This is a genomic window from Corynebacterium sp. 1103A, assembly GCF_055700955.1.
This window is the reverse complement of the sequence record NZ_JASTTF010000014.1, coordinates 19,018-42,722: the sequence shown is the minus strand read 5'-3', so window position 1 is coordinate 42,722 and position 23,705 is coordinate 19,018. Positions and strand designations below refer to the sequence as shown.

Sequence of the window (23,705 nt, the reverse complement as noted above, 5' to 3'; positions counted from 1 at the left end):
AGCAAGCACTAAAGTGACAACGAATAAGGATGTTCATGAGTTCCCCCAGCAATTCCCAGCCAGCTCTTAACAAGGCCATGCGGGAGGCCGTCGAGTTTGTCCACGCCGAAGGGTGGGACGCCGCCCCTACCCTTTTCGCCCTCGTGCCCACGGATTTAGTGGCCGCGCAGCTCGACGACTTGGGAGCTCAGGACGACGCCCCGCTGACGCTCATCGTGCAAGATAACCTTCCCGAAAACTTGGAGCCGGGTTCGGAGGAGCTGGCCGACTACGTCTCCCGGCTGGCGTGGCCGCACGACGTGGAAGGCGTGGTCCTGGCCCAGGAGATCAAGTTCCGAGACGCCGCCGCGGGGGCAGACGCCCCGGCCCGCCCGGCGCGGCTGTATTCCGGCGTGCTGCGCGAGGAGGGCGTGGAGCTGACCCTGCTGCAGCTGCGCCCCACCGAAGAGGAGTTAGAAATCGCCGGCCCCTTCGCCCAAGACGATATCCAACTGCGCGGGGGCCCCGACGTGGCGCCGGGGGTGCTCGCGGCCCTGCGCTATGGCTTGGAGCAGGACCCGGATGAGGTAGTTTAAGCTGTAAGAAACGAGGCTACGGTTTATCCAGCCCCGCTTGGTCCCCTATCGCGATGTTCTTTGAGGAGATTGATCCCGTGCGTCTTGCCAACCGTTTCCACCGGGCGAGCCTGGCCGCCGCTACCGGACTGTGCGCGCTGAGCCTGGCCGCCTGTGGCCAGCCAGAAGAGGATCCCCAACCGGATCCCTCCCCGGCCGCCAGCGAAACGGACAAGGCCCCGGAGACCGAGACCTCCGAAGCAAAGGAGTCCACCGAGTCTTCGGCTCCGGCCACCAGCACCGCGGAATCCGCTTTGAAGTCCGCCACCGATGTGTCGGAGCCAGCCGATAGTTCGGCCGCCAAGTCCTCGCAAGCCGCCGGCGACGAAAAGCTGGAGGAGACCGTCGCTCAGGTCTACGAGATCTTCTCCAGCCTGGCGCCGCGCTCCCTGTTCGCCCAGTTCGATAGCTGCGATGACGTGGGCATGCGAGACTCCTACAACTGCACCGGCGCCGAGATCGGCTCCATCCAGTTCTACAAGTCCTCCTCCCAGGCCGCCCAGGCCACCCAGGTCCTGACCGGCCTGCGCAACGGGCACGTAGTCAAAGACGAGGGCGACATCCTGGTCGGCTGGTCCACCCTGGGCACCGACACCATCCTGTCCGTCGTGGACAACGACAAGGGTCTGGTCATGAAGCAACTGGCCCCCTCCGACGTGGAAGAGCCCGAGGAGCTCTTCGAGGAGATGGGCGTCCTCTAAACCGCCCCCGCCGCGGGAGCACCCGCGGCCTTCGCTCTGCCTGCCCGGCGCTACTGCGCCGGGCAGGTTTTCACGTCGCGCCCGGCGTCGAAGTCATCCATGGCCGCGATGGCATCATCCAGCGTGTCGACGCTGGCGATCACCATCTCGCCGTGGTCGCGGCTGGTGGCCTCCGCGCAGTTCGCGGAAGGAGCAAGGAATAGCTCGGCGCCGGCCTCTTCGGCCGCGTCCACCTTGTGCACGATCCCGCCGATGGGCCCGACCTTCGCGTCCGGGCCGATGGTGCCGGTTCCGGCCACGAAGTGCCCGCCGGTCAGGTCCCCGGGCGAGAGCTTGTCGATGACGGCGAGGCTGAACATCATGCCGGCCGACGGGCCGCCGATATCCTGCAGGTTGTAGTTGACCTTGATGTCCTCCGCCGGCTGGGTGGTCATCAAAATTCCTAGCAGCGGGACGTCCTCGTCGTGCGGGGAAGCACCCAGCGTTACTCTTTCTTCGCGTTCCTTACCGTCGCGCTCGACGGTCAGGGTGACTTCGTCGCCCGGCGCGTGGGACTGGATGCGCTTTTGCAGCTCCTGCGGCTCCCCGACTGCATCCCCGTCCATCGCCTTGATCACGTCCTCGCGCTCCAGGGCGCCCTGGGCCGCGGAGTCCTCGGTCAGATCCGCGACGACGATTTCTACCGGCTTGTCCAGGTAGTCCATGGCCGCGATCGTGGCGGCGGACTCGGAGTCGGTGAACGCCCGCTTGTTAGCCTCTTCCATCTGCTCCGGCGACATATTCTTCGGGATGACCGTCTCGATGGGCACGATGGTGTCATCGCTGGTCAGCCAGCGGCCCAGCATCTGCATCAGGCTCATCTGCGTGCGCACCGAGACGGTGGTCATGTTCAGGTGCCCGGCCGGACTATCGGTGTTCGGGGCGTCGACCTCGACGACGGGCTTGCCGTCGACCTCGTCCAGGGTGTTCACGGTCGGCCCGGGCCCCTCGGCCGCATAAGGCACCGCGAGGTTGATATCGGTTCCGGGGATTTCGGTGACACTGACCGCGGCGCCGAGCAGGACCACCGGGATTGCGCCCCACACGAGCGTGCGCCGGCGGCGCGAGGATGAAGAGGTCATGGCCACACAGCCTACCGTGTTCGCTATCAGCGTTTAAGTTGGCATGGTGGCAGCCTTAGCGCGAACGGTAGATTAGGGACTATGACTAACGGATTCGGCTTTTCTTTCCCCAATAATGATGATGACGACGATAACAACGATCGCCGCGACCAGAACCCGTTTGGCGCCTTCGGATTTAGCGGAGCCGGGGGCGGCGGATTAGGAGATATGCTCAACCAGTTCGGGCAGATGCTGTCCGGCATGGGCTCGTCTATGAACTCGCCGGAAAACTCCGGCCCAGTCAATTACACCATGGCCGAGCGTATCGCCCGCCAGCAGATTTCCAGCGACAAGCCCGTCGGCGACAAGGACACCCAGGCCGTCGAGCAGTCCCTGCGCCTGGCCGAGCTGTGGCTGGATGATTCCACGGACCTGCCGACCGCTAGCTCCACCGTGGCGGCGTGGAATTCCACCGAGTGGTTAGAAAACACCCTGCCCATGTGGAAGCGCATGGTCACTCCCGTGGCCGAGCACATGAACGAGGCGCAATTAGAGTCCATGCCGGAGCAGGCCCGGGAGATGATGGGCCCGCTGTCGCAGATGATGAACCAGATGTCAGGCATGAACTTCGGCATGCAGCTCGGCCGCGCGCTGGGCGACCTGGCCCAGCAGGCACTGACCGGCTCCGACTTCGGCCTGCCCGTCGCCCCGTCCGGGGTGACCGCCATGCTGCCGCACAACATCCAGCACATCGCGCGCGACCTGGACATCCCGGCCCAGGAGGTCATGGTCTACATCGCGGCCCGGGAGGCCGCCCGCCAGCGACTGTTTACCCACGTGCCGTGGCTGGTCGAACGCCTGGTTTCCTCCGTGGAGGAATACGCCCTGGGACTGGTCATTGACACCTCCCACATCGAGGAGGCCACCCGCGAGCTCAACCTGGAATCCGGAGATCCGCAGGCCATCCAGGACGCGATGAGCAAGCTGCAGGGCATGGATCTGTCCCCGCGCATTTCCTCGCGCAACGCCGCGGCCGTCTCCCGCCTGGAGACGCTGCTGGCCCTGGTCGAGGGCTGGGTCGAGCACGTCGTCACCGAGGCCATGCAGGACCGCATCCCGTCGACCTCGGCGATGAACGAGGCCTGGGCCCGCCGGCGCACCTCCGGCGGCTCCGCCGAGAAGGCGTTTTCCCGCGTGGTCGGCATCGAGCTGGCCGCCCCGAAGGTCCGGGAGGCCGCCGAGCTGTGGCGCCGCTCCACCGTGGCCGTGGGCGTGACCAAGCGCGACGGCGCCTGGGAGCACCCCGACCTGCTGCCCACCGCTGAGCAGCTGGACAACCCGGCCTCCTTCATCGACGCCCTGCTGGACGACGCCCCGAGCGACGACTTCGATGCCGAGTTCGCCAAGCTGGAAGAGATGCTGCGCAATGAGGACACCAAAGACGAGTCCGGCGACGCCGAGTCCGCTGAGGGCAAGTCCGACGCCGACAAGTCCGCCGACGGTGAATCCGCCGAGGACGACACCGAAAACGGGTATAGCGAGGACAACGGCGAAGACAAAGGCGAGGACGACGCCCCGAAGAACGACTAAGCCGGCGTAGGCCACCCGGACTGACCCGCGGTGGCTCTTAGTTTTCGTTTATACCGCCAGCCCCGCCACCGAAGCGCTGATAGGCCTCCAAATAGCCTTGCGCGCGCTCGGCGTACGGGGCTTTGTTGGCCCACATCCAGAACGCTTTCCCGTGGTTGGGGATGAAGGTGTGCACCAGTTCGTGGATGATGACCGAGTCCAGCACATATTCCGGCACCCGCTGCAGCCGGTGGGAGATCCGAATGGCGCCCGTGGTCAGGGTGCAACTGCCCCAGCGGGTGTTCTGGTTGGTCACCCAGCGGATAGAGCCGACCCGCGCCTGGCCGTACAGGTAAGTCTGGTTGAGGTACTCGGCGCGCTCGGCCAGCTTTTCGTCGCTGGCGTGCGGGGAGGCCTCCTTCTTGGCCAGCTGCCGGCGCATATCGGCCACGGCCTTGTCCTCCTGGACCTGCGACATCCAGGCCGGGATCCGAACTTGGAGGACGCCATCCACCACTCGGGCCTCGACGGTGCGCTTGCGCCGGGCCGAGCGGATAACCCGCACCGGCATGGTGGCGGCTGGCTCCCCCGGCTGCTGTGGTCTCGACATGACAGCCCATCCTAGCTGTGTTCCAATGAGGACACGTGCTCAAGGCCCATGCCGCCAGGGGCGCTACTCAAAGGGGTGAAGAGACGCCATCACGGCGAGGGGGAAAATCCGCAGGTGGATAACGAAGACACGACTAACGCCAAGTCTGATGAGGGCACGGCCTTTTTCGCCGAGCCGGAGGACACAGACCCGCCGGCCGGAGCGGGTGAGAGCTTCCGCTTCGCGCCCGGGGTGGGGTTTTATGCGCGGGATGCGGGCACGCTGCAGTTCGGGCTGGATGCCACCCGCGCCGGCCTGATTGGCACCGGCCAGCCCATGCGCCTGGCCCGTGCGCTGGCTAACCTCCCGGCTCCCTTCACGCGCGCCGACTGGGAGGACCTGGCAGGCCTGCCGCCGAGTGCCTCCCGCAGCCTGCTGGACGACCTGCTCAAATACGGCATCGTGCGCACCCAGGGGCTCGGCCCGGCGGTGGTGGTACTCGGCCGCACGCGGCTGGCCGGGCTGGTCACGGAGACGCTGCGCGAGCACGGGTGCCGGGTGCGCAACCCCTTCGACCGGGAGACGATGAGCTCCTACCTGGCGCACACCGCCCCGCACACCCCCATCGTGCTCGTCGACGAGCTGGCCGAGGCCCTCTACTGGGCGCCCCTGCTGGCCCGGTACCGCGCCAAGGCCTTTACCTGGTTGCCGATCAGCGCCATCGACTCCCGCGGGATCATCGGGCCGCTGCACTACCGCGGCGAAGGACCCTGCCCGCTGTGCTTCGACCTCGTGCGCAGCGACATGGACCCGTCCTGGCCCACCGTCATCGCCCAGTACGGGCAGCACACCAAGGCCCACGACTTCGCCGTCTACCACGCCATCGCCGCCCACACGCTGGTGGCAGTCGGCGCGGTCACCGGCACCCCTACCCCGCCGGGGGTTCCCGCCGCCCGGGCCGTGCCCGGAGCGCTCATCGACGTGGACGTCTACGGGCAGACCACGCACCGCATCCTCGAGCCGCACCCGCACTGCCCCGCCTGCTTCTAGTGTGCTGTGTTAGCTCGCGAGCGGTGTTTTGCTCGCGTGCGTGCTGCTTAGCCGGCCACGTGGCTAGAGACCAGGCTCAAGATTTCCGCGCCGAATTTTTCCATCTTGCTCGGCCCCACGCCGGAGACGCTGAGCAGCGCGGCCTCGTCCGTGGGCAGTTGCTCCGCGATGGCCAGCAGCGTGGCGTCGGAGAAAATCACGTACGCCGGCACCTGGGCCTCGGCCGCGACGTCCTTGCGCCAGGCTCGCAGGCGGGCAAAGAGCTCTTCGTCGACATCGGAGGCACAGAACTCGTGGCGGCCCAGCGACTTCTCCGCCGGGGTGGCCAGCGGGCGCCCGCACACGCGGCAGGACGAGCGGCGCCGGGATCTCCGCGACGGCGCGTTAGCGGTCTGGTCCTGGACCATTCCGTCCAAAAATCGGGTGCGCTCCCGGCTGGCGCGGGCTCCGGTGGTCTTCGCGCGCGCCCAGGAGCACAGCAGGTGTTCGCGGGCGCGGGTGATGCCGACGTAGAACACCCGGCGCTCTTCCTCGATGTCCTCGGCGTTGCCAGACTTGATGGCGTGGTTGAGCGGCAACAGCTTTTCGCTCAACCCCACCAAGAAGACCGCGTCCCACTCCAGGCCCTTGGCGGCGTGGAAGGTGGCCAGGGTAACGCCCTCCATCACCGGGTTCTGCTTGTTGCGGGCGCGCTCCTGCAGCTGGGCGACCACCCCGGGCAGGTCGATGCCAGGGCGGTTGTCCACCAGCTGCCGGATGAGATCCACCAGGGCGCTTAGAGACTGCCAGCGTTCCCGGGCCTGGGCGCCGTCGGGCTCGCGCTCGGAAAGCCCCAGCGGCGCGAAGGCGGCCCGGGCCACCGCCACCGGGTCGGCCGGCAGATCGTCGCGGCGGGTCGCGCGCACCAGCTCGCGCACACCTTCGCGGATTTCGGCGCGGGTGAAAAAACCCTCCCCACCGCGGACCTGGTAGACCACCCCGGCATCCGCCAGCGCCTGCTCGAAGGGCTCCGACTGGGAGTTGATGCGGTAGAGCACCGCTATCTCCTTGGCGGGCACGCCGTCGTTCAGCAGGCTTAGGATTTTGCCGGCGACCTCCTGGGCCTCGGTCTCCTCCGACTCGTAGTCCTGGAACTGCGGCTTCGGGCCGGGCTCGCGCATGCCCTGTAGCTCCAGGCGGGTGCCCGCGGCCCTCCCGCTGGCCTGGGCGATGACCCGGTTAGCCAGGTCGGTAACCTGCGGCGTCGAGCGGTAGTCGCGCTGCAGCTTGACCACCGTGGCGTTCGGGTACTTGCGCGAGAAGTTCAGCAGGTTGTCCGGGCTCGCGCCGGTAAAGGAATAAATGGTCTGGTTGGCGTCGCCAACCACCGTGAGATCGTCGCGCTCGCCCATCCAGGCGTCCAGCACTCGCTGCTGCAGCGGGGTGACGTCCTGGTACTCGTCCACCACGAAGCTGCGGTACTGCGAGCGGAACTCCTCCGCCACCGCCGGGACGTTTTCCAGCGCCCCGGCCACGTGCAGCAGCAGGTCCTCAAAGTCCAGCAGGACGCCGTCCGGGCGGGTCTTGAGGTCCTCGTAGGCCTGGTAGACCGCCGCGACCTTATCCGGGCTCACCGGGGCCTTGCGGCCCAGCTTGGCGATGTTTTCGGCGTACGTGCCCGGGGTGAGGAGGCAAGACTTGGCCCACTTGATCTCTTCTTTGAGATCCCCCACGGTCTCCTTGGTGTTTTCCACGCCCGCCCGGTTGACGGCCCGCCCGACCAGGGAGAACTGCTTGTCCACCATGGCCCAGGGCAGGTCCCCAGCCACCTGTGGCCAGAAGTATTTCAGCTGCCGGCGGGCCGCGGAGTGGAAGGTACGCGCCTGCACGCCGCCGACGCCCATGGACTCGAGCCGGTCGCGCATCTCCCCGGCGGCCTTGGTGGTAAAAGACACCGCCAGCACGCGCTGCGGGCTGACGAAGCCCTGTTCCACCAGGTGCGCGATCCGGTAGGTGATGGTGCGGGTCTTGCCGGTGCCGGCGCCGGCCAGGATGCACACCGGCCCGCGCGGGGCGGTGGCCGCGACCCGCTGGTCCTCGTCCAGCTGGCTGAGGTCGAGACTGAACTTAGCGTCTGGTGCCACGGGCGTACCACTCCATCATCATCGTGTGTGCAATAGAACCTGGCGCGGCCAGCGGCAACGACAGCACCTGGTCCCGCCCGACCCAGCGGATTTCGGCCAGCTCCCCGTCGGTCGCAGCCGCCGGGTCGGGTTCCGGGTGCGCGGCGATGGCGCTGAAGCCCACCATCAGTGAGCCGCTGGCCGGCCACGGCTGGGATCCCCAATAGGTTATCTTATGCAGCCGACGGCCGGTCTCCTCCCACGCCTCCCTTTCGAAGGCGTGTTCTAGGCTCTCGCCGACGTCGACGTAGCCCGCGATAAGCGAGAAATACCCCGGGCGCAGCCGGTTGCGGGCGAGAAGGATCTCCTCCTTTAACGGGTGGTGCACCATCCCGATGACCGCCGGATCTAAGCGCGGGTAGACCGTCTGCGTGTCCTCACCCGGCGCGCGCCCGGCGATTCCCCCGGCGCCGAATTCCAGCTCCTGCCCGCTGCGCGGGTGGAAGCGGAACTCGCGGCGGTAGCGCAGCAGACCAATCGCGCGCAGCGCCCACTGAATATCCCGGCGGATTTCTTGGTCGACCTCTGGGTTGCGGGCCAGGGCGGCGAGCTCGCGCGGGCCCAGCCAGCCCGCTGCCCCGGGGATGGTCTCTACCGCGGCCGCCGGCGGGGCATCGTTTACCACCGGCAGCCCGTCGCCGCTGGCGGGGACCTGCCCGCGCGCGGAGACGTAGATAAGCACTAGTCGTTATCCTCCGTGACCTCGGCGGGTTCTTCCGTGTCGTGCTTGATGTAGAGAAGGCGGTCGCCGGGCCGCAGGGCGTTCGCGTCGGCGGTGTCCACGCGGTGGATCTCGTTGTCGCGCAGCACGGCCAGCACGATGTCCATGATGTGGCGCGGGTTGGAGCCGACCTCGTATTCGCGCACGGGGCGCTCGGCCACGGAAAAGCCCTCGTTCGGGGAGAGCAGGTCCTCCATCATGGACACCACCGTCGGGGTGACGGTGGCCAGCCCCAGCAGGCGTCCGGCGGTCTCGGCGGAGGTGACCACGGAATCCGCGCCGGACTGGCGCAGCAGGTGGCGGTTTTCGGACTCGCGCACCGAGGCCACGATCTTGGCGTGCGGGGACAGCTCGCGCACCGAGAGGGTGCACAGCACGGCGGTGTCATCCGTGGACGGGGTGACCACCACGGACTTGGCGTGTTCCACGCCCGCGATTTTCAGAACGTCCTGACGGGTGCCGTTGCCGTAGATGGTGACCAGCCCGTGGTGCTCCGCGTGGGAAAGCGCCGCGCGGTTGGTGTCGATGACCACGATGTGGGAGGCCGGGACATCGTCGGCCAGCAGGGCCGCGACGGCCCCGGCACCTTTGGTGCCGTAGCCGATGACGACGGTGTGGTTATGCAACTTTTTCCTCCAACGCTGGATTTCGTAGGTCTTTCGAGTCTTTTCTGTCAGCACCGACAAGGTCGCGCCGACCAACAAGACCAGGAAGATCAGGCGGGCCGGGGTAATGAGAACGAGGTTTAAGAAGCGGGACTCCGGGCTGACCGGCACGATATCGCCGTAACCCACGGTGGTCAGCGACACGGCCGAATAATACGCCGCGTCCAAAAGCGACATGTTCTCCTCGCTGTAACCGTCCCGGCCGAAGTAGACCACCAGGGCCACAAAGACCACGATAACCAGCGCGAGAACAATGCGCCGCATCAGCTGCTTCCACGGGTTGGTCTCATCCTTGCGGGGCACACGGATGATGTCGATGAGGCCGTGCGCCGGCAGCGCGGACAGCTCGTGTCCGGGGTGGAACCGCTGGGTGATACGCCGCTTGAAGCGGCGCGCGGGAGTCGGCATGAGCTCGACGGCCTCCTTCGTGTGTCAAACCGGTGCGCGGGCGGGGAACTGACCTTCCCCACGCATTGCAATACCCTACTGCGATTGCAGCAATATTACCGAACTTCCGCGGCGACCACCCGCCCTCACTCGGGGTGCACCGCCCCGCTGAGCAGCCGTGCCAGGGCCGGCCCGTCCGGCAGGTGGCGCGGTTCCAGCGTGTAGTTATCCGCCACGTAGTGGAAGGCCGCGCGCACGCTGTGCGCCCCGGTCAGCCGGCGCCAAGCCTCGGCGTAGACCGCCAGCTGGATCTGGGCGGCCTGCATGTCCGCGCCCTGCGGCGGCCGGCCCGTCTTCCAGTCCACCACCAGCCAGCCGCCGTCCGGGGCGCGGAAGACCGCGTCGATGCGCCCGCGCACCACCGCGCTACCGATGGTGACCTCGAACGGCACCTCCACGTGTTCCGGGGTGCGGTTGGCCCAGTCGCTGTCTAGGAACTTCTCCTTTAGTGTGACCAGGTCCGCGGCCGGCACCGGCTCATCGATGCCGGGCAGCTCGTCCTCGCTCAGCAGCGCCTGGCCGCCGAAGCGCTCCTCCAGCCAGGCGTGGAAGGCGGTGCCGCGCTTGGCATAAGAATTCGGCTTGAACGGCACCGGGCGGCGCTGGCGGCGGGCGAACTGCACGGGATCCGCGCGCAGGGCCACCAGGTCCGAGGCGGTCAGCTCGCCCGGCAGGGTCACTTCCACCACGGGTGCTTGCAGCCCGCGGTATTCCTCGATGAGCGCGCTGGCTTCCGCCTCCCACTGGGCGAAGGCCTCGCCTTCGCCCAGCTCCGGTAGCTTCTCCATGGCCGCGGCCACCCGCCGCGCGCCGTCCTGGGCGCCCGGGCGCTGCGGCAGGACCGGGAAGCCGGCCTCCGGGGACTGCTCGGCGTCGGTGTCTTCGAAGCCTTCGTCCCAGTGCACGACCGCGTCCGGGAACTTATCCCGCAGCAGCTCCAGCTGCTCGTAGACGCCCTCCTCGCGCTTGCCGGTAAAGCTGCCGGTGACGGTCAGCGTGGATTCGCTGCGCGTCATGGCCACGTAGAACAGGCGCGCCGCCTCCTGGGCCAGGTGCTCTTTCTTTTCCTGCTTGTAGGCCTCGCAGCCCTTCTCGAAGTCGCTGCGGGTAGCCTCCTTCACCTCGCCCTTGGCGTTCGGCTCCGGCTCGACGACCTCGATGTAGTCGTTGTCGCCGGGTACGATGGCCGCCTGGGACAGGAAGGTCCCGCCGCGGGTCTGGTAGGAGGACTTGTCCGCGCGCACCACGCACACGTGCTCCCACTCCAGGCCCTTGGCCTTGTGCGCGGTCAGGATCTGCACCCGGTTGTTGACCTTCGGGACCTCCCCCGGCTCCAGCGCGTTCTCGTGCTCCTTGGCCAGCTCCAGGTAGTCCAGCAGCGCGCCGAGGCCGTCGACCGGCAGGGATTCCACCACGGCGGCGAAGGCGTCCAGGTGTGTGGCCCCGCCCGCGGTGCCGCGGGCCAGGACCTCGGCGCGCAGGTTGAACACCGCCTCGATGTCGGCGAAGAGATCACCCAGCGGCTTGGCCAGGCTATAGGTGCGCAGGTAGCGCAGCCGGGAGGACAGTTCCTCGATGCGTGCGAGCCCCTCCGGGGTGTAGCGCTCGCGCTCACCTAGGTCCGCGACCGCATCCGCCAGGCCCAGCACCTGCTCCGGCGCCTGGGCCGTGATGTCGTCCAGCTCCGCGCGCAGCACCGCCTCCGGATCGCTGGGATTAAGTGGCTCCTCCGGCGCCTGGCCTGCTGGTTGCTCTGTGTGTTGGTCGGTGTGTTGTTCGGTGGTCTGGGCCGGGTCCTCCTCGCCGGGGTGGCGCAGGCGGCCGGCCAGGTTGGCGGCGCGCTTGCCCAGGGACTGGATGTCTTTAAGTCCGATGCCGCAGGCGGGCCCGGCCAGCACGCGCAGGGCCGCGGTGTTGTTCTGCGGCCGGATGAGCATGGTGGCCAGCGCCACCAGGTCCTGGATTTCCGGCTCGAAGAGCAGCCCGCCCAGGCCGGCGATTTCGTAGGGCACCCCGGCTTCCTCCAGGGCGCGGGCCACGGGTTGGGCCTGCTTGTTGGTGCGCACCAGCACCGCGGCGCTGAAGTCCCGCTCTTCTTCTTGGGCCGCCGCGTATTTCTCGCGCAGGTGCCCGGCCACGAACTCCATCTCGGCGTCCGCGTTGGCGAAAAAGCCTAGGGAAACCTCGCCTTCGCCGGCGTGATCGTGGGCGCGCAGCGGGTCCACCGGCCGCGGGCCGCCGGCGAAGACGCCGTCGGCCACGGCGTTGGCCATCTCCAGCACCTTGCGCGGGTTGCGCCAGGAGATGGTCAGCTGGTCCTTGTCCGCGGGCTCGCCGCCAACTTTCGGGAAGTCCGTGACGAAAGCCGCAAGGTTCTCCGCGGTGGCCCCGCGCCAGCCGTAGATGGACTGCATGGGGTCGCCCACCGCCGTCACGGACAGGCCCGGGTGGGGCTCGCCGCCAAACAGCGCGCGCAGCAGCACGCGCTGGGAGTGGGAGGTGTCCTGGTACTCGTCCAGCAGCACCACCCGGAAGCGGGAGCGCTGGGCCGCGCCGACCGTCGGGTGCGCGGCGGCCAGCTTCGCGGCCACGGCCATCTGTTCACCGAAGGTGACCACGGCCTGGTCCCGCTGCGCTTGCTGCAGGGCCTCGACCAGCTCCAGGTAATCCACGCGCACCTGCTGGGTGTCCAGGTAGCCCTGGAGTTTCTTGGAATACTCGCCCTTGGTGCGCGGGCCCTTGGGCAGGTCGTCGACCTCGGCGCGGAAGTCCCTGGCGTGCTGGCGGATATCGTCCGGGTCCGCCAGCACGTTGTCCATGGCGGAGACCATATTGACCAGCTGCTCCGTGACGGTGCCGACCTGGCTGGTGCTGGATAGGCGACCGGTGTAGTTGGTGACCACCTCGTGGGCCAGGGCGAAGCGCTCGGCGTCGGTGATAATCCGCGCGCCCGGCTCCACCGGCACTAGCAGCCCGTATTCGCGGACCAGGTCTCCGGCGTAGGAGTCGTAGGTGGCCACCTTCGGCGCGATGGTCTCCAGGGCGTCGGCCACCGGCGAGCCTGGCGGGAACATGCCGGTCTCCCGCAGCTGCACCAGCGCCCGGCGGATGCGGTTTTCCAACTGCAGCGCGGCTTTCCTAGTAAAGGTCAGGCCCAGGATTTCCTCGGGGCGGACCACCCCGTTGGCCACCAGGGAGACCACCCGGGAGGCCATGGTTTCCGTCTTGCCGGCTCCGGCGCCGGCGACCACCAGCTTCGGCCCCAGGGGGCTGTCGATGACCTGGGCCTGCTCCGGGCTGGGCGGGAATTTCTTGCCCAGCGACGCGGCGAGCACGTCCGGGCTCAGGTGGGGGTAATTAGCCTTCGACATCGGTGGTCATCCTTCCTTCCGGCTGCACCGGGCAGATGGGCTTAATCCGGCAGAACGTACAACTATCACTAATGCGGGCGGTCACGGTCGGCCCGCGCTGCTCGGCCACCAGGTCGGGCAGCTGCGCGGCGAATTCCTCCAGGGCCTCTTCTCCCCAGGCGCTCTGGTAGCGGCCCGGCACCGACTTGTTCGACGAGGCCGGGTAGAACAGCACCCCGCCCTCGCGCGGCAGGCCGTTGCCGCTGGTGACCTTGACCCCGCTGGGGTTGCGCGCGCTGGTGTCCTCGGTGACCACCTCGCCCTGGGACAGGGCCAGCTGGTAGGTGGCTAGCTGCGGGTTGTCCTCCGCGGCCTGGACCGAGGGCACGGAGCTGCCCGTCTTGAGATCCACCACGCGGTAGCCTTCGGCGGATTTGTCCAGACGGTCGATGCGCCCGGAGATGCGCACGCCGTTGTCCAGCCGAACGTCGACGGGCACCTCGGTGCCCACGGCCGTGAAGTTTACGTTCGCCTCCGCGACCCAGTTCTGGGTGCGCTGCAGCAGCTCCGCGAAGGACTCCGCCTCCGAGGCGCGCTTCCAGGCCGGCGAGTTCTGGATGCTGCTAAAGGCCGCCAGCGACAGCTCGTGGGCCAGGGCGGGGATAAGCCCCCGGCCGATGGCCTCCAGGAAGGCGTGCGCCAGGCTGCCGCGCAGCATGGCCATCTGGTTGTCGGGCTCTTCCTCCAGGTTGGACAGCACCGCGTGCAACGGGCACTGCATGAGCGCTTCCACCTTGGACGGCGACAGCGCCGGCCGCGGGTCAAGCTCTGGGCTGCTGGCCACCTCCCGGGCGGCCCACCACTGCTGCGGCTCGGCGCCCGGGACCCCGGCCGCGGCCAGCCGCGCCAGCTGCCGGGCGGCCTGCTCGCGGGCGAGCTCGGTCTGCTCGGCGTCGCTGACTACCCGTCGCAGTGCCGCCACGAAGACGGGCACGGACAGCACCGAGACCTGCAGCGGATCCACCTCCGCTCCGCCGGCCTGCCCCGGCGCACTCGGTGCCTGGGTTCTGGTGGGCAGGGCGCTGGGTACCGGTTGCGGATGGGTCTCGGCGGCCGGCTCTGGCACGGTCAGGCCCAGCTCCTTGGGCCACACGCTCGCGCGCAGGCGCCGGGTGGCCGCGCGGCGGGCGAACAGCGCCGGGAAGTTGATGGCCGGGGTCGCGAAATCCGCGATGAACCGGGAGGGCTCCTGGACCTGTTCGGCATCGGGGGCATCGATAGCCACGACCAGCAGGCGTGCGGTGTGCCGGGTGGTGGCCACGTGGAAGAGGCGGCGCTCCTCGTGCAGGCGCTCGCGCAGGTGGCTGACCGGCACGTCCGGGTCGATGCCCTCGTCCACCAGATCGACCAGGTCCGCCTGGTCGAAGATGCTACCGGTCTCCCCCAGCGACGGCCACTCGGTCTCTTGGGCGCCGACCACGACCACGGTGTCGAACTCGCGGCCCACCGCGCCGTGGGCGGTCAGGATGTTGACCGCCTGCGGGGTGGCGTTGCGCCTGTCGCGCACGCCGGTGGGCAGTTCCTGCTCCGTGATGTGGCGGACGAAGGTCTTAAGGCCGGCGCCCGGGTAGCGCTCCACGAAGTCGCCGGCGGCGTCGAAGAGCGCCATCATGGCATCCAGGTCCCGGTCCGCCTGGGAGCCGGTCGCGCCGCCGCGCAGGGCGGCCGCCTGCAGGCGCTCGGCCAGGCCCGTGGCGTTCCACATGGCCCACAGGATCTCCTCCACGCTGGCGCCAGCCTGGGCCTGCTCCACGCCCGCGCCCAGCACGCCGCGCACACGCTCCAGCACGACGACTTCCCGCTCGGTCAGCAGGTCGTCGAAGTCCGGCAGCGGGCCGGTGATGAGCTCCCGCAGGGTTTCCAGGCCGCGCTGGGCGGGATTCCAGCGCCGCAGGCCGCGGATGAGCCGGCGCAGGGTGACCGGGTCCGCGCCGCCAATGGGCCCGGTCATGAGCTCTTCCAGCTGCGCGGTGCGCAGGGGCTGGTAGACCGCCTCGAGCGCTTGGACCATGGCGGCGACGAGGCGCTGCTCGGACAACACCACGTCCGTGGGGTTGAGGTGCACGGGCACGCCGGCGGCCAATAGGCCCCGGCGCAGCGGGGTGATATCCGCGACCGAGCGCACGATGACGGCGATATCGCTCCACGCCACCCCGTCGCTTAGGTGGCGGCGGCGGATGGCGTCGGCCACGGAGGCCTGCAGCTGGGCCGCGGTGGACACGATGTCCAGGCAGGCCGGCTTCGGCTGCCGCTGCGAGGCGCCCAGGTCGATCCGGTGCTCGGCGTCCAGCTCGTCGAAAAAGCGGGTATTAGCGCCGCGGAAGGCGAAGACCGCCTGCTCCGGGTCGCCGCCCACCACGGCCAGTTTCGCCTGGGCGATGATAAGTTCCAGCAGCTCGCCGGAGGCCGGCGCCAAAAGCTGCGCGTCATCGACTACGATGGTGTGCCATTGGCCGAAATCCAGCTGCCCAGCGCGCAGGAGCACCTGGCTGACCAGCTCCGCGGCCGAGTAGGAATGCGCGCCGCTGAGCGCCATGACCCGTTCGTATTCCTCCAGGAAGTCCCCGGCAGCAGTCCACATGGGGCGGGAGTGTTCGCGGCCTTTCCGGCGCAGGGATTCCGGCGACTGGCCGCGCTCGATGGCGCGCAGCAAAAAGTCGCGCAGCTGCCGGGCAAAGCCCACCATGCCCAGCGCCGGGCGGATCTCTTCCGGCCAGCTAGCCCCGCCGGCGGCGGCGTGGCCTTCCAGCAGCTCGCGGATGACGGCGTCTTGTTCCGCGCCGGTGATAAGGCGCAGGTCTTCGTCGCTGGCCTGGCGCAGGAGCGAAAAGGCCAGCGAGTGCACCGAACGCACGAGCGCCGCCGAGGAGGCGTAGTCGCCCAGGTGCGCGGAGATTTCGCGCCGCAGCGCCGCCGCGGATTCCTTGGAGGAGCTGACCACCAGCACCCCGGCCGGGTCCGCCCCGCCGCGCAGCACGTTGAGGACGGTGTCCACCAGAAAGCTGCTCACCCCGGCCCCGGCCCGGCCGGTCACCTTCCATATCCCCCGCTCCGGCAGGGGGTGCGGCCACGCGCGGGTGCCTTCGGGCTTCTCACCGGCCACGAGGCGCACCTCGGGCGAGGGCGGGAGGACTACGCCGCTGCGGGCGGTGTCATGGGGGTCATAACGTCCTGTCATGCCCTAAAGTTTGGCACACACGCGGGACACGAGCATCTGCTCCACCCGCTGGATCTCCGAACGTACGTTCACGCGCGAATCCTCGTGCAGGGAGTTCACGTGGCGGCGGTAGGCCGCCGCGCGCAGCAGCAACTGGTCCAGGCCCTCGAGGTGGTCGAAGCGGTCGCAGATGGCGTCGTCCACGGCGCGGTTAACCAGCCCGTCGACAATCACCAGGGCCGCCGTGTAGCCCTTCGGCCGGGGCGCGGCGGTGGGCACCACCTCCACGATGGCCGGCGGGTTGTGGCCGGAATACAGGGTGGTGGCCAGAAGGTCCGCGTGCCCGACCACGCGGGGCAGGCCGGAAAGGTCCGCGTAGTACTCGCTGGTTTCCTCCCAGGCCGCGCGCTCGGCCTGGGCGAAGACGTCCGTGCGGCTTTCCGCGGTGCCGGCGAAAGGCACCGAGTACTCCGCCAGCGCGGCCTCTAAGCGCCCGGCCAGCAGCGCCGTCTCGTCGACGCGCTTTTCTAGGTCCCCGGCCACGAACTGTGTGGCCTTCCAGCCGGCCACGGTGTAGCGCCCGTCCGTGGTCAGCAACGGGCGGGCCACCCGCGCCCCCCGCACACTCAACTTTTCGCGCACCCGGGCCGACCAGGTGGCCGTGGCCGGTGCGACGGCGTAGACCACATCACCCACCCGCAGGCCGTTGTCCCAGGCATACCCCAGCTGCTCGGGCTGACCCACGGCCGGACGGCCGCTGCTGCGGAATGCGCTTAAGACATGCTCCGGAGGGTTAGAAATCACGTCCGGCTCCTTCACTCGGTTCGGTTTGGGGTTAGGTCTCTAGTTGAGGTTTTGAGGTGTATTTAGTCGTTGCGGGCTTTGCCGTGGCCCGGGTCGTGGGGATCCTCCACGCCGGGGACCGGGTAGGGCCACGGGTTCGGCTCGCAGGTCACATCCTCGTCCGGGTAGACCTCGTCCGGGGCCTCGGCGTGCAGAGCCTTGTTGTTGAGCGAGATGGTCTGCTGCATCATCACCGGCGCCAGCTTGCCCTCGCCGCCGCAGGCCTGGTGCTCGGCGTAGCCGATGGCGTGGCCGAACTCGTGGTTGATGAGGTACTGGCGGTAGTTGCCCACATCGCCTTCGAAGGCGCGGGAGCCGCGCACCCAGCGCGACTCGTTGACCACCACGGTCGAGTCCCCGGTAATCGTGGTGTGGCAGGAGGTCTCCATGCCCAGCTGCGCGCCGCACAGCTCGGCGGTGGTCTCCAGGGAGGTCAGCCGGAAGCGGGTGTCCGGGTCCTCGTCGGCGCCCACGTGGACGAACTTGAAGGCCGGGTCGTTGGTCCAGCCGCGCGGGTCGGACAGGGTGGCGTCCACCATGCTGGCAAAGGCGGCGTCGCCGCCGTAGCTGGAGGTATCGATGCCATTTTCAATCTCCACCGAGTAGCGCACGGTACGCACCTCGCCCTGCCCCACCTCGAGCCCGGGCGTGCCGACCTCGCGGTAGGTGTCGTCCCCGGCGCGGGTGAACTCCCCGCCCGGCGGCAGCTGGTCGATAGCGCCTTGGACGTCGCCGGCGTCCGCCGGGTCCGGGCCTACGGCCGTGGCGTCATGGTCGGCCGCCGCGCTGTCTTGCTTCTGGGCGCGCGGGGAGCCGGCTTCCTCAGCGGTCTCACCGGGGCCGGTGAAGATGTCGATGAGCACCCAGATGGTGATGATCGCCAGGACCGGGATGGCCACCACCCGCCACCAGCCGTAGTCCGCGGCGAAGCGCTGCACCGCCCCGCCGGCGCCCGCGCCGTTGTGCGCGGCGGAATGGCGGGTGTTTTCCGGCACACCAGAATCCCCGGCCCAGCTGCGCTGGTCGTCCTCACCGCGCGGCTCGGCGCGGCGGTGGTGCCGGGGTTGTGGAAATTCCGAATTCTCCATGGCCCTTTAGGTTACCCGGTGCCCGCCGGCGCCCCGCAAGCGGGCGGCCGGGCCGAAGACCCCAGGCAGCGGTGGGAAAACTAGACGCCGGCGAAGCCGACGGCGTGCGGCTTGACCGCGCCGATTTCGACGTAGACCACGCGGTCGGTGCGCACCAGGTACTTGCGGCCCTTCTCATCGGCCAGCTCCAGGGTGGAGTTGTCCGCCAGGGCGGAGTTGATGCGCTGGGCCAGCTCATCCTGGGTGCCCTCCGCGTTGATGACCAATTCCCGGGCCGTGTCCGCGAAACCAAACTTGATATCCATGGGTGAAAACCTGCCTTTCTGCGTCTTCATCGTCTCTGGCGTACCGCGATACACCAATTCCTACTGTTTGAGCGCGAAGCCAAACAATCTAATGGCCCCCACTATAACCGTGCCGGTTAGTATCGAGGTGTGTCTGACTCGCAAACGCCTTCCACCGTACCGCCGACCCCGACGTTTTTTCGCCTAGGTGTGGCCGCCGAGATCTGCGATGCCCTGGCCGCCCAGGGTATTACCCACACCTTCGCCATTCAGGAGCTCACCCTGCCGCTGGCGCTCAAGGGCGCCGACATCATCGGCCAGGCGCGCACCGGCATGGGCAAGACCTTGGGCTTCGGGGTTCCCCTGCTCGACCGGGTCTTCGACGACGCGGCCCTGCCGGAGTGCGACGGCACCCCGCACGCCCTCATCGTGGTGCCCACCCGCGAGCTGGCCCACCAGGTCGGCGACGACCTGCGGGCGGCGGCGGCCAACCTGCCGCTGCGCGTGGTCACGGTCTTCGGCGGGCGGCCCTATGCCGAGCAGATCTCCGAGCTGGAACGCGGCGCGGACGTCGTGGTCGGCACCCCGGGCCGGCTGCTGGATCTGCACGCCCAGCACCACCTGCGTTTGGACGCGGTGGCCATCCTGGTCCTGGATGAGGCCGACGAGATGCTGGACCTGGGCTTTTTGCCCGATATTGAGAAGCTCGCCGCCGCGGTGGCCGGCAGCCTGCAGCAGACGATGTTGTTCTCGGCCACCATGCCGGGTGCCATCTTGTCGCTGGCCCGCGGCTTCATGGACAAGCCGGTGCACATCCGCGCCGAGTCCGGCGAGGCCGACCAGACCCACGCCTCGACGAAGAAGATCTCCTTCTTGGCCCACCGCATGGACAAGCTGGCCGTGCTCTCCCGCGCGCTGCAGGCCCGCGGGCGGGGCCGGACCATCATCTTTACCCGCACCAAGCGCTCGGCCGCCCAGGTGGCCGAGGACCTGGCCCAGCGCGGCTTCGCCGTGGCCGCCGTGCACGGGGACATGGGCCAGGCCGCCCGCGAGCGCTCGCTGGAGGCCTTCCGCTCCGGCGCGGTCTCCACGCTGGTGGCCACGGACGTGGCCGCGCGGGGCATCGATATCGATGATGTCACCCACGTCATCAACTACCAGGTCCCGAACGATCCGCAGACGTTTATCCACCGCATCGGCCGCACCGGGCGCGCCGGCCACACCGGCACGGCCGTCACCCTGGTCGGCTACGACGAGCAGGCTAAGTGGGAGGCTATCGATGCCGAGCTGGACCTGGGCCAGCACGACCTGCCCACCTGGTTCAGCACCTCCCCGGAGCTGGCCGAGGCCCTGGACTTCCCGGAAGACGCCGAGGAGTCGGTCGGCCCGGCCCGCGCCGTGGTGGGCGGGGACCGCAAGCGGCCCGGGCGCGAGCGCCGCTCCGGGCGCCCCCGCCGCCCCCGGTCCGCGCCTCAAGCACGGGGCCGGAAGCGATGAGCCGCGCGGTGATGCTGCGCGCTTCCCGCCGCGACTGGGTGCTCACCGCGGTCATCGCAGTAGTCTGCGTCGTCGCGGTGGTCGGCGCCTATTTTTCCGGCTCCCTAAGGGCCGCGGACCTGCACCCGGCCGACCAGCCGGTCCCGGAGGCCCCCGCCACGCTGGCGGAGATCCCCGCGCAGTTAGCCCCGGCCTTCGAGCTAGCCAACGGCGCCGCCCCGCAGACCTCGGCCGGGGTCCAACCCATCGCCACCAACGGGCTCATCATCGCCGCCGACGGGGACACCGTCCGCGCCGTCGATACCGAAGGCCACGAGGTCTGGTCCTATACCCGCACCGATGCCCCACTGTGCAGCCTGGCCACCGCCTGGGACAAGGTCGTGGCCACCTACCGCACCTCGGTCGGCTGCGGCGACACCGTGGCTATCGATGCCACCACGGGCCAGTACTCGGACACCCGCAGCGCGCTGAATTCTGAGGAGACCGTGCCGGTCAGCTCCAACGACCGGGTGGGCACCGCCTCAACCGACCGCGTCGAGCTGTGGCGCTCCGACATGGTGCGCACGGTGGAATACGGCGAGATCCCCGCCCCGCAGGAGGCCCACACGCAGCCGCACCCGGAGTGCACCATCAACTCCGCGCTGACCCGCACCGAGCTGCTGGTCGTCTCGGAGACCTGCCCGGACGCCGCCGACCGCGACTTCCTGCGCTTCCAGACCACGGAGCCGGAGGATTCCCGCACCCCGGACGTTAACGCCACCGCCGAGGTCGAGGCCGCCTCCGCCCGGCTGGTCGCCGTCGGCCAGTCCGCGGCCACCGTCTACGCGGAAGGTGACACCCCCGAGCTCATCTCCTTTAGCGACGACGGCACCGTCACGCACCGCCAGGCCGTCCCCTCCTCGCCGGCCGTGAGCAACTCCCCCACGCTGTTTCAGCCCGCCACCGCGGACCTGCCGCACCACATGACGTGGTTCGACGGCGCCCGCCTGTACCTTTTCAGCCCCAACGAGCTCAAGGTCACCCGCGTTTTCGACGGCGCGCTCGGCACCGGTGCGGCCATCGGCGACCGCCTGCTGGTGCCCACCGCAGACGGTATTGCCGTCTACGACTGGAAGACCGGCCAGACGGAGCGCACCGTGCCGGTCGACCGCGGCTCCTACCGCGGCCCAGTCCACCTCACCGTCGCCGGCACCAACCTGGTCGAGGCCCGCGGCGGGCAGTTGGTGGCCCTGCAGGCCGCGCCGGCCTAGCTGCCTGGGCCTGCTCTGGCTACGCGGGCCTGAAAGCCCGCCCTAGAAGTTCTGCTGGAACCATTCCTGCGAGATGGGGTTGACCATCAGCAGGTAGATGCCCGCCAGGGCGGATACCAGCGTGGCGATGCCGAGGGCGATGGCCCCGCCGGAGAACATCTGGAAGGAGCTGGCGGCCAGGATGAACTGCACCAGCAGCACCGCGCCGCGCCCCCACCGGCGGCCACGGGTCATGGCGATAGCGCCCACGATGACGAAGCCGAAGACGATGAAGATGAAGATCGCGGTGCCCAGGCCCAGATAGTCGGTCGCGGCGGTCTCGGAGACCAGCGACGGGTTTTCCGGGTGGGTGGCTTCGTGCACGATCAAAAAGATGCCGAAGATGATGACGGCGATGGACTGGACGATGCCGATCCCGGCCCCCAGGCGGACCGTGGCTGGGGCGCCCAGCCCACCGGCGCGGCCGGCCGAGTAGCCGGCGGCTGAAGCAGCGGATGTCGATTTCTTAGAGCTCACGGCGCTTAGTCTACGTTTTCCCGCCCGCGCGCCTCCACTCGCCATAGCCTCCGAAGCTTAAAGGCGGGTTTACCCGCCGTAATGTTAAACGCGTTGTCTAGGGGACTGAGCGGGCGCCCGGTCCACCGCGCTCGGGTGTGGTCCGCCGGCCCGGATTTGACCTAGTCATACCTTAGGTATTTGACAGACAAACGCTGTCTGTGCAGGCCAGCGCGTTACTAGTACCTGTCAGCTGCCTAAAATTCGGAGAAAGCTTCCCAATCCACCGAGATATAATTCGGTGATATTGACCACAATTTAGCCTTTAACCCTAGCGAAGTCTTTGTAAACGTGTCATTATCTTCAGGTAGCAAAAAAGACGAGCTGCTTAACCAGCTCCAAACTCTGCACCAACGCAGAGTGAACGCCAGGTAAACCATGGCGGCAAGCGGAGGCCTGACCTCGAGACCAGACACCCCGCGTTGCAGACCGGTCCTGGCACGCAAACCCCATGACATTAGGGCTTGGCTCTGATTTTCGGTGCGCCATTTGCGGTGACTCCCGAATTCGGCTCCAAGTACCGGTGTTAAACGCTGTCGAAAATTTGTTAGGAGATATCAATCATGGATTGGCGCCACGAAGCAATTTGCCGCGACGAGGACCCCGAGCTGTTCTTCCCGGTCGGTAACTCCGGCCCCGCCCTCACCCAGATCGCCAAGGCCAAGCTGGTCTGCAACCGCTGCCCCGTTTCCTCCCAGTGCCTGAAGTGGGCCCTGGAGTCCGGCCAGGACGCCGGCGTGTGGGGCGGCCTGTCCGAGGAGGAGCGCCGCGCCCTGAAGCGCCGCCGCAACCGCGGCCGCGGACGCGCCCGCGTCTCCGCCTAAGGTAGGGCAATTTCGCCCCCGGCGTTGCCTGCCGCTACAGTTATTACCAGTTCATCTAACCGCTCTCTGCAAAGGAGTACCACCATGAGCAAGCGTGGCCGTAAGCGTAAGGATCGCCGGAAGAAGTCCGCTAACCGCGGCAAGCGTCCTAACGCATAATCACAGCTAAAAACACCGAGCCCGCCGCAGCGGGGATAACGCCTCGAAGCGTTAAACCCCGCCGCGGCGGGCTTGTTGTGTCTTGGCCTCCCCCGCCGTGTTTACCGGGACCCGGAGAAGAGCCGGCGTGGGAAGGCTGTGTTATTTACTGGTAGCGGATGGAGCGGATCTGGACGGTGATCCGCTGCCGCAAGGTCTCCGGGGCGTGGGTGGCTTTGTCGCAGGTGCGCACCAGGCGGCGCACGATCTGCTCGGTCTCCAGGCGCTCCATACACACGTTGCACTCGGCTATGCGCGCCTCAACGGCCGCGCGCTGCTGCGGGCTCAGCGACTCGTCCAGCAGCCGGCACAGCAGCGCCTCTATCTCCTGCGAAGAACAGTCACAAGCCCCGCGGTGGTTGCAGTTGCTCACTTGTCTGCCTCCATATCTGGGTGGTTGAGCCCAATGCCTTGCTCACGTGCTACATCCTTCAACGCTTTTCGCAGTAGTTTTCTTCCCCGGTGCAGCCGTGACATGACCGTGCCTAAGGGGATATCCATCACTTCCGCGACTTCCTTGTAGGCCAGCCCCACCACGTCGGAGTAGTAGACCACCATGCGGTAGTCCTCCGGCAGGTCGTTCATCGCCTCCGAAATCGTCGTGTCCGGCATGGCCTTGAGCGCGGCGACCTCCGCGGACTCCAGGCCCGTCGAGTCGTGCCCGGAGGTCGTGTACAGCTGGAAGTCGGTCAGCTCGTCCGCCGAGGACTGCGTGGGGCGGCGCTGCGCCTTGCGATAAGAGTTGATGTACGTGTTGGTCATGATCCGGTACAGCCACGCTTTCAGGTTGGTGCCCTGCTTGAAGGAATCGAAGTTCTTATACGCCTTCAGGTAGGTCTCCTGGATCAGGTCCTCGGCGTCTTGCGGATTGCGCGTCATGCGCATCGCTCCCCCGTAGAGCTGGTCTAGAAGCGGCATGGCCTGTTCCTCGAACGAGGCGGCCCAGTCTTGTGCCATTAACGTACTCCTTTAAATGAGCTT

General features: G+C 68.1%; 21 protein-coding genes. 8 read left to right on the top strand and 13 right to left on the bottom strand.

The window, feature by feature from the left end:
- Positions 1-35 precede the first annotated feature (35 nt).
- Complete coding sequence (locus QQS52_RS09795; protein WP_472773680.1) at positions 36-575, top strand: PPA1309 family protein; 540 nt, start codon at positions 36-38, stop codon at positions 573-575.
- 77 nt (positions 576-652) lie between these two features.
- Positions 653-1,315: a beta-N-acetylglucosaminidase gene (locus QQS52_RS09790; protein ID WP_472773679.1), complete on the top strand. Its 663-nt coding sequence runs from the start codon at positions 653-655 to the stop codon at positions 1,313-1,315.
- Between the two features lie 50 nt (positions 1,316-1,365).
- Here QQS52_RS09790 and QQS52_RS09785 read toward each other — a convergent pair whose 3' ends face one another.
- On the bottom strand, positions 1,366-2,436 hold the full coding sequence (locus QQS52_RS09785) for a YlbL family protein (RefSeq protein WP_472773678.1): 1,071 nt from the start codon (positions 2,434-2,436) through the stop codon (positions 1,366-1,368).
- Between the two features lie 81 nt (positions 2,437-2,517).
- Here QQS52_RS09785 and QQS52_RS09780 point away from each other — a divergent pair, with 81 nt between their 5' ends.
- A complete protein-coding gene (locus tag QQS52_RS09780) occupies positions 2,518-4,005 on the top strand; it encodes a zinc-dependent metalloprotease (RefSeq protein ID WP_472773677.1) in 1,488 nt (495 codons plus the stop codon).
- 37 nt (positions 4,006-4,042) lie between these two features.
- Here the strand turns inward: QQS52_RS09780 and QQS52_RS09775 are convergent, their stop codons facing one another.
- Positions 4,043-4,594 (bottom strand): M48 metallopeptidase family protein, encoded by a 552-nt coding sequence (locus QQS52_RS09775; RefSeq protein ID WP_472773676.1) that lies wholly within the window; start codon positions 4,592-4,594, stop codon positions 4,043-4,045.
- A gap of 114 nt (positions 4,595-4,708) precedes the next feature.
- On the opposite strand from QQS52_RS09775, the gene QQS52_RS09770 reads away from it, so the two are divergent.
- Positions 4,709-5,623 (top strand): hypothetical protein, encoded by a 915-nt coding sequence (locus QQS52_RS09770; protein ID WP_472773675.1) that lies wholly within the window; start codon positions 4,709-4,711, stop codon positions 5,621-5,623.
- 47 nt (positions 5,624-5,670) lie between these two features.
- Here QQS52_RS09770 and QQS52_RS09765 read toward each other — a convergent pair whose 3' ends face one another.
- The 8 genes from QQS52_RS09765 to QQS52_RS09730 all read right to left on the bottom strand — a co-directional run bounded on the left by QQS52_RS09765 (position 5,671) and on the right by QQS52_RS09730 (position 18,421).
- Positions 5,671-7,746: an ATP-dependent helicase gene (locus QQS52_RS09765; RefSeq protein WP_472773674.1), complete on the bottom strand. Its 2,076-nt coding sequence runs from the start codon at positions 7,744-7,746 to the stop codon at positions 5,671-5,673.
- Complete coding sequence (locus tag QQS52_RS09760; protein WP_472773673.1) at positions 7,730-8,467, bottom strand: NAD(+) diphosphatase; 738 nt, start codon at positions 8,465-8,467, stop codon at positions 7,730-7,732. The genes QQS52_RS09765 and QQS52_RS09760 overlap by 17 nt, the downstream gene beginning before the upstream one ends.
- Entirely contained in the window at positions 8,467-9,579 is a 1,113-nt protein-coding gene (locus tag QQS52_RS09755) for a potassium channel family protein (protein WP_472773672.1), read from the bottom strand. Before QQS52_RS09755 ends, QQS52_RS09760 begins: the two co-directional genes overlap by 1 nt.
- A gap of 125 nt (positions 9,580-9,704) precedes the next feature.
- Positions 9,705-12,989, bottom strand: a complete 3,285-nt coding sequence (locus QQS52_RS09750) for an ATP-dependent helicase (protein ID WP_472773671.1) — start codon at positions 12,987-12,989, stop codon at positions 9,705-9,707.
- Positions 12,976-16,206, bottom strand: a complete 3,231-nt coding sequence (locus tag QQS52_RS09745; protein WP_472773670.1) for a PD-(D/E)XK nuclease family protein — start codon at positions 16,204-16,206, stop codon at positions 12,976-12,978. Before QQS52_RS09745 ends, QQS52_RS09750 begins: the two co-directional genes overlap by 14 nt.
- 3 nt (positions 16,207-16,209) lie before the next feature.
- Positions 16,210-16,986 carry a TIGR02569 family protein gene (locus tag QQS52_RS09740; protein ID WP_472773706.1) on the bottom strand — a complete coding sequence of 259 codons (777 nt, stop codon included), beginning with the start codon at positions 16,984-16,986 and terminating at the stop codon, positions 16,210-16,212.
- Positions 16,987-17,051: 65 nt separating this feature from the next.
- Complete coding sequence (locus QQS52_RS09735) at positions 17,052-18,116, bottom strand: DUF3152 domain-containing protein (protein ID WP_472773669.1); 1,065 nt, start codon at positions 18,114-18,116, stop codon at positions 17,052-17,054.
- An 80-nt stretch (positions 18,117-18,196) separates the two neighbouring features.
- Positions 18,197-18,421 carry a DUF3107 domain-containing protein gene (locus QQS52_RS09730; RefSeq protein WP_472773668.1) on the bottom strand — a complete coding sequence of 75 codons (225 nt, stop codon included), beginning with the start codon at positions 18,419-18,421 and terminating at the stop codon, positions 18,197-18,199.
- 129 nt (positions 18,422-18,550) lie between these two features.
- Here QQS52_RS09730 and QQS52_RS09725 point away from each other — a divergent pair, with 129 nt between their 5' ends.
- Together QQS52_RS09725 and QQS52_RS09720 are read left to right on the top strand one after the other, a co-directional pair.
- Positions 18,551-19,897 (top strand): DEAD/DEAH box helicase, encoded by a 1,347-nt coding sequence (locus QQS52_RS09725; protein WP_472773667.1) that lies wholly within the window; start codon positions 18,551-18,553, stop codon positions 19,895-19,897.
- On the top strand, positions 19,894-21,147 hold the full coding sequence (locus tag QQS52_RS09720; RefSeq protein ID WP_472773666.1) for an Rv3212 family protein: 1,254 nt from the start codon (positions 19,894-19,896) through the stop codon (positions 21,145-21,147). Before QQS52_RS09725 ends, QQS52_RS09720 begins: the two co-directional genes overlap by 4 nt.
- 42 nt (positions 21,148-21,189) lie before the next feature.
- Here QQS52_RS09720 and QQS52_RS09715 read toward each other — a convergent pair whose 3' ends face one another.
- Positions 21,190-21,663: a hypothetical protein gene (locus tag QQS52_RS09715; RefSeq protein WP_472773665.1), complete on the bottom strand. Its 474-nt coding sequence runs from the start codon at positions 21,661-21,663 to the stop codon at positions 21,190-21,192.
- A 602-nt stretch (positions 21,664-22,265) separates the two neighbouring features.
- Here QQS52_RS09715 and QQS52_RS09710 point away from each other — a divergent pair.
- Together QQS52_RS09710 and QQS52_RS09705 are read left to right on the top strand one after the other, a co-directional pair.
- Positions 22,266-22,526 carry a WhiB family transcriptional regulator gene (locus tag QQS52_RS09710; protein WP_070769720.1) on the top strand — a complete coding sequence of 87 codons (261 nt, stop codon included), beginning with the start codon at positions 22,266-22,268 and terminating at the stop codon, positions 22,524-22,526.
- An 84-nt stretch (positions 22,527-22,610) separates the two neighbouring features.
- On the top strand, positions 22,611-22,685 hold the full coding sequence (locus QQS52_RS09705; protein ID WP_100227335.1) for a 50S ribosomal protein bL37: 75 nt from the start codon (positions 22,611-22,613) through the stop codon (positions 22,683-22,685).
- Between the two features lie 145 nt (positions 22,686-22,830).
- Here QQS52_RS09705 and QQS52_RS09700 read toward each other — a convergent pair whose 3' ends face one another.
- Both QQS52_RS09700 and QQS52_RS09695 read right to left on the bottom strand, forming a co-directional pair.
- Positions 22,831-23,097 carry an anti-sigma factor gene (locus QQS52_RS09700; RefSeq protein ID WP_472773664.1) on the bottom strand — a complete coding sequence of 89 codons (267 nt, stop codon included), beginning with the start codon at positions 23,095-23,097 and terminating at the stop codon, positions 22,831-22,833.
- Positions 23,094-23,681 (bottom strand): sigma-70 family RNA polymerase sigma factor, encoded by a 588-nt coding sequence (locus tag QQS52_RS09695; RefSeq protein WP_070769718.1) that lies wholly within the window; start codon positions 23,679-23,681, stop codon positions 23,094-23,096. The genes QQS52_RS09700 and QQS52_RS09695 overlap by 4 nt, the downstream gene beginning before the upstream one ends.
- Positions 23,682-23,705: the final 24 nt, after the last annotated feature.

Bases quoted from the DNA above. Each gene is read 5' to 3' on its own strand.
- QQS52_RS09795 (WP_472773680.1), top strand. From the start codon at position 36: ATGAGTTCCCCCAGCAATTCCCAGCCAGCTCTTAACAAGGCCATGCGG.
- QQS52_RS09785 (WP_472773678.1), bottom strand. From the start codon at position 2,436: ATGACCTCTTCATCCTCGCGCCGCCGGCGCACGCTCGTGTGGGGCGCA.
- QQS52_RS09780 (WP_472773677.1), top strand. From the start codon at position 2,518: ATGACTAACGGATTCGGCTTTTCTTTCCCCAATAATGATGATGACGAC.
- QQS52_RS09775 (WP_472773676.1), bottom strand. From the start codon at position 4,594: ATGTCGAGACCACAGCAGCCGGGGGAGCCAGCCGCCACCATGCCGGTG.
- QQS52_RS09755 (WP_472773672.1), bottom strand. From the start codon at position 9,579: ATGCCGACTCCCGCGCGCCGCTTCAAGCGGCGTATCACCCAGCGGTTC.
- QQS52_RS09750 (WP_472773671.1), bottom strand. From the start codon at position 12,989: ATGTCGAAGGCTAATTACCCCCACCTGAGCCCGGACGTGCTCGCCGCG.
- QQS52_RS09745 (WP_472773670.1), bottom strand. From the start codon at position 16,206: ATGACAGGACGTTATGACCCCCATGACACCGCCCGCAGCGGCGTAGTC.
- QQS52_RS09735 (WP_472773669.1), bottom strand. From the start codon at position 18,116: ATGGAGAATTCGGAATTTCCACAACCCCGGCACCACCGCCGCGCCGAG.
- QQS52_RS09730 (WP_472773668.1), bottom strand. From the start codon at position 18,421: ATGGATATCAAGTTTGGTTTCGCGGACACGGCCCGGGAATTGGTCATC.
- QQS52_RS09720 (WP_472773666.1), top strand. From the start codon at position 19,894: ATGAGCCGCGCGGTGATGCTGCGCGCTTCCCGCCGCGACTGGGTGCTC.
- QQS52_RS09710 (WP_070769720.1), top strand. From the start codon at position 22,266: ATGGATTGGCGCCACGAAGCAATTTGCCGCGACGAGGACCCCGAGCTG.
- QQS52_RS09695 (WP_070769718.1), bottom strand. From the start codon at position 23,681: ATGGCACAAGACTGGGCCGCCTCGTTCGAGGAACAGGCCATGCCGCTT.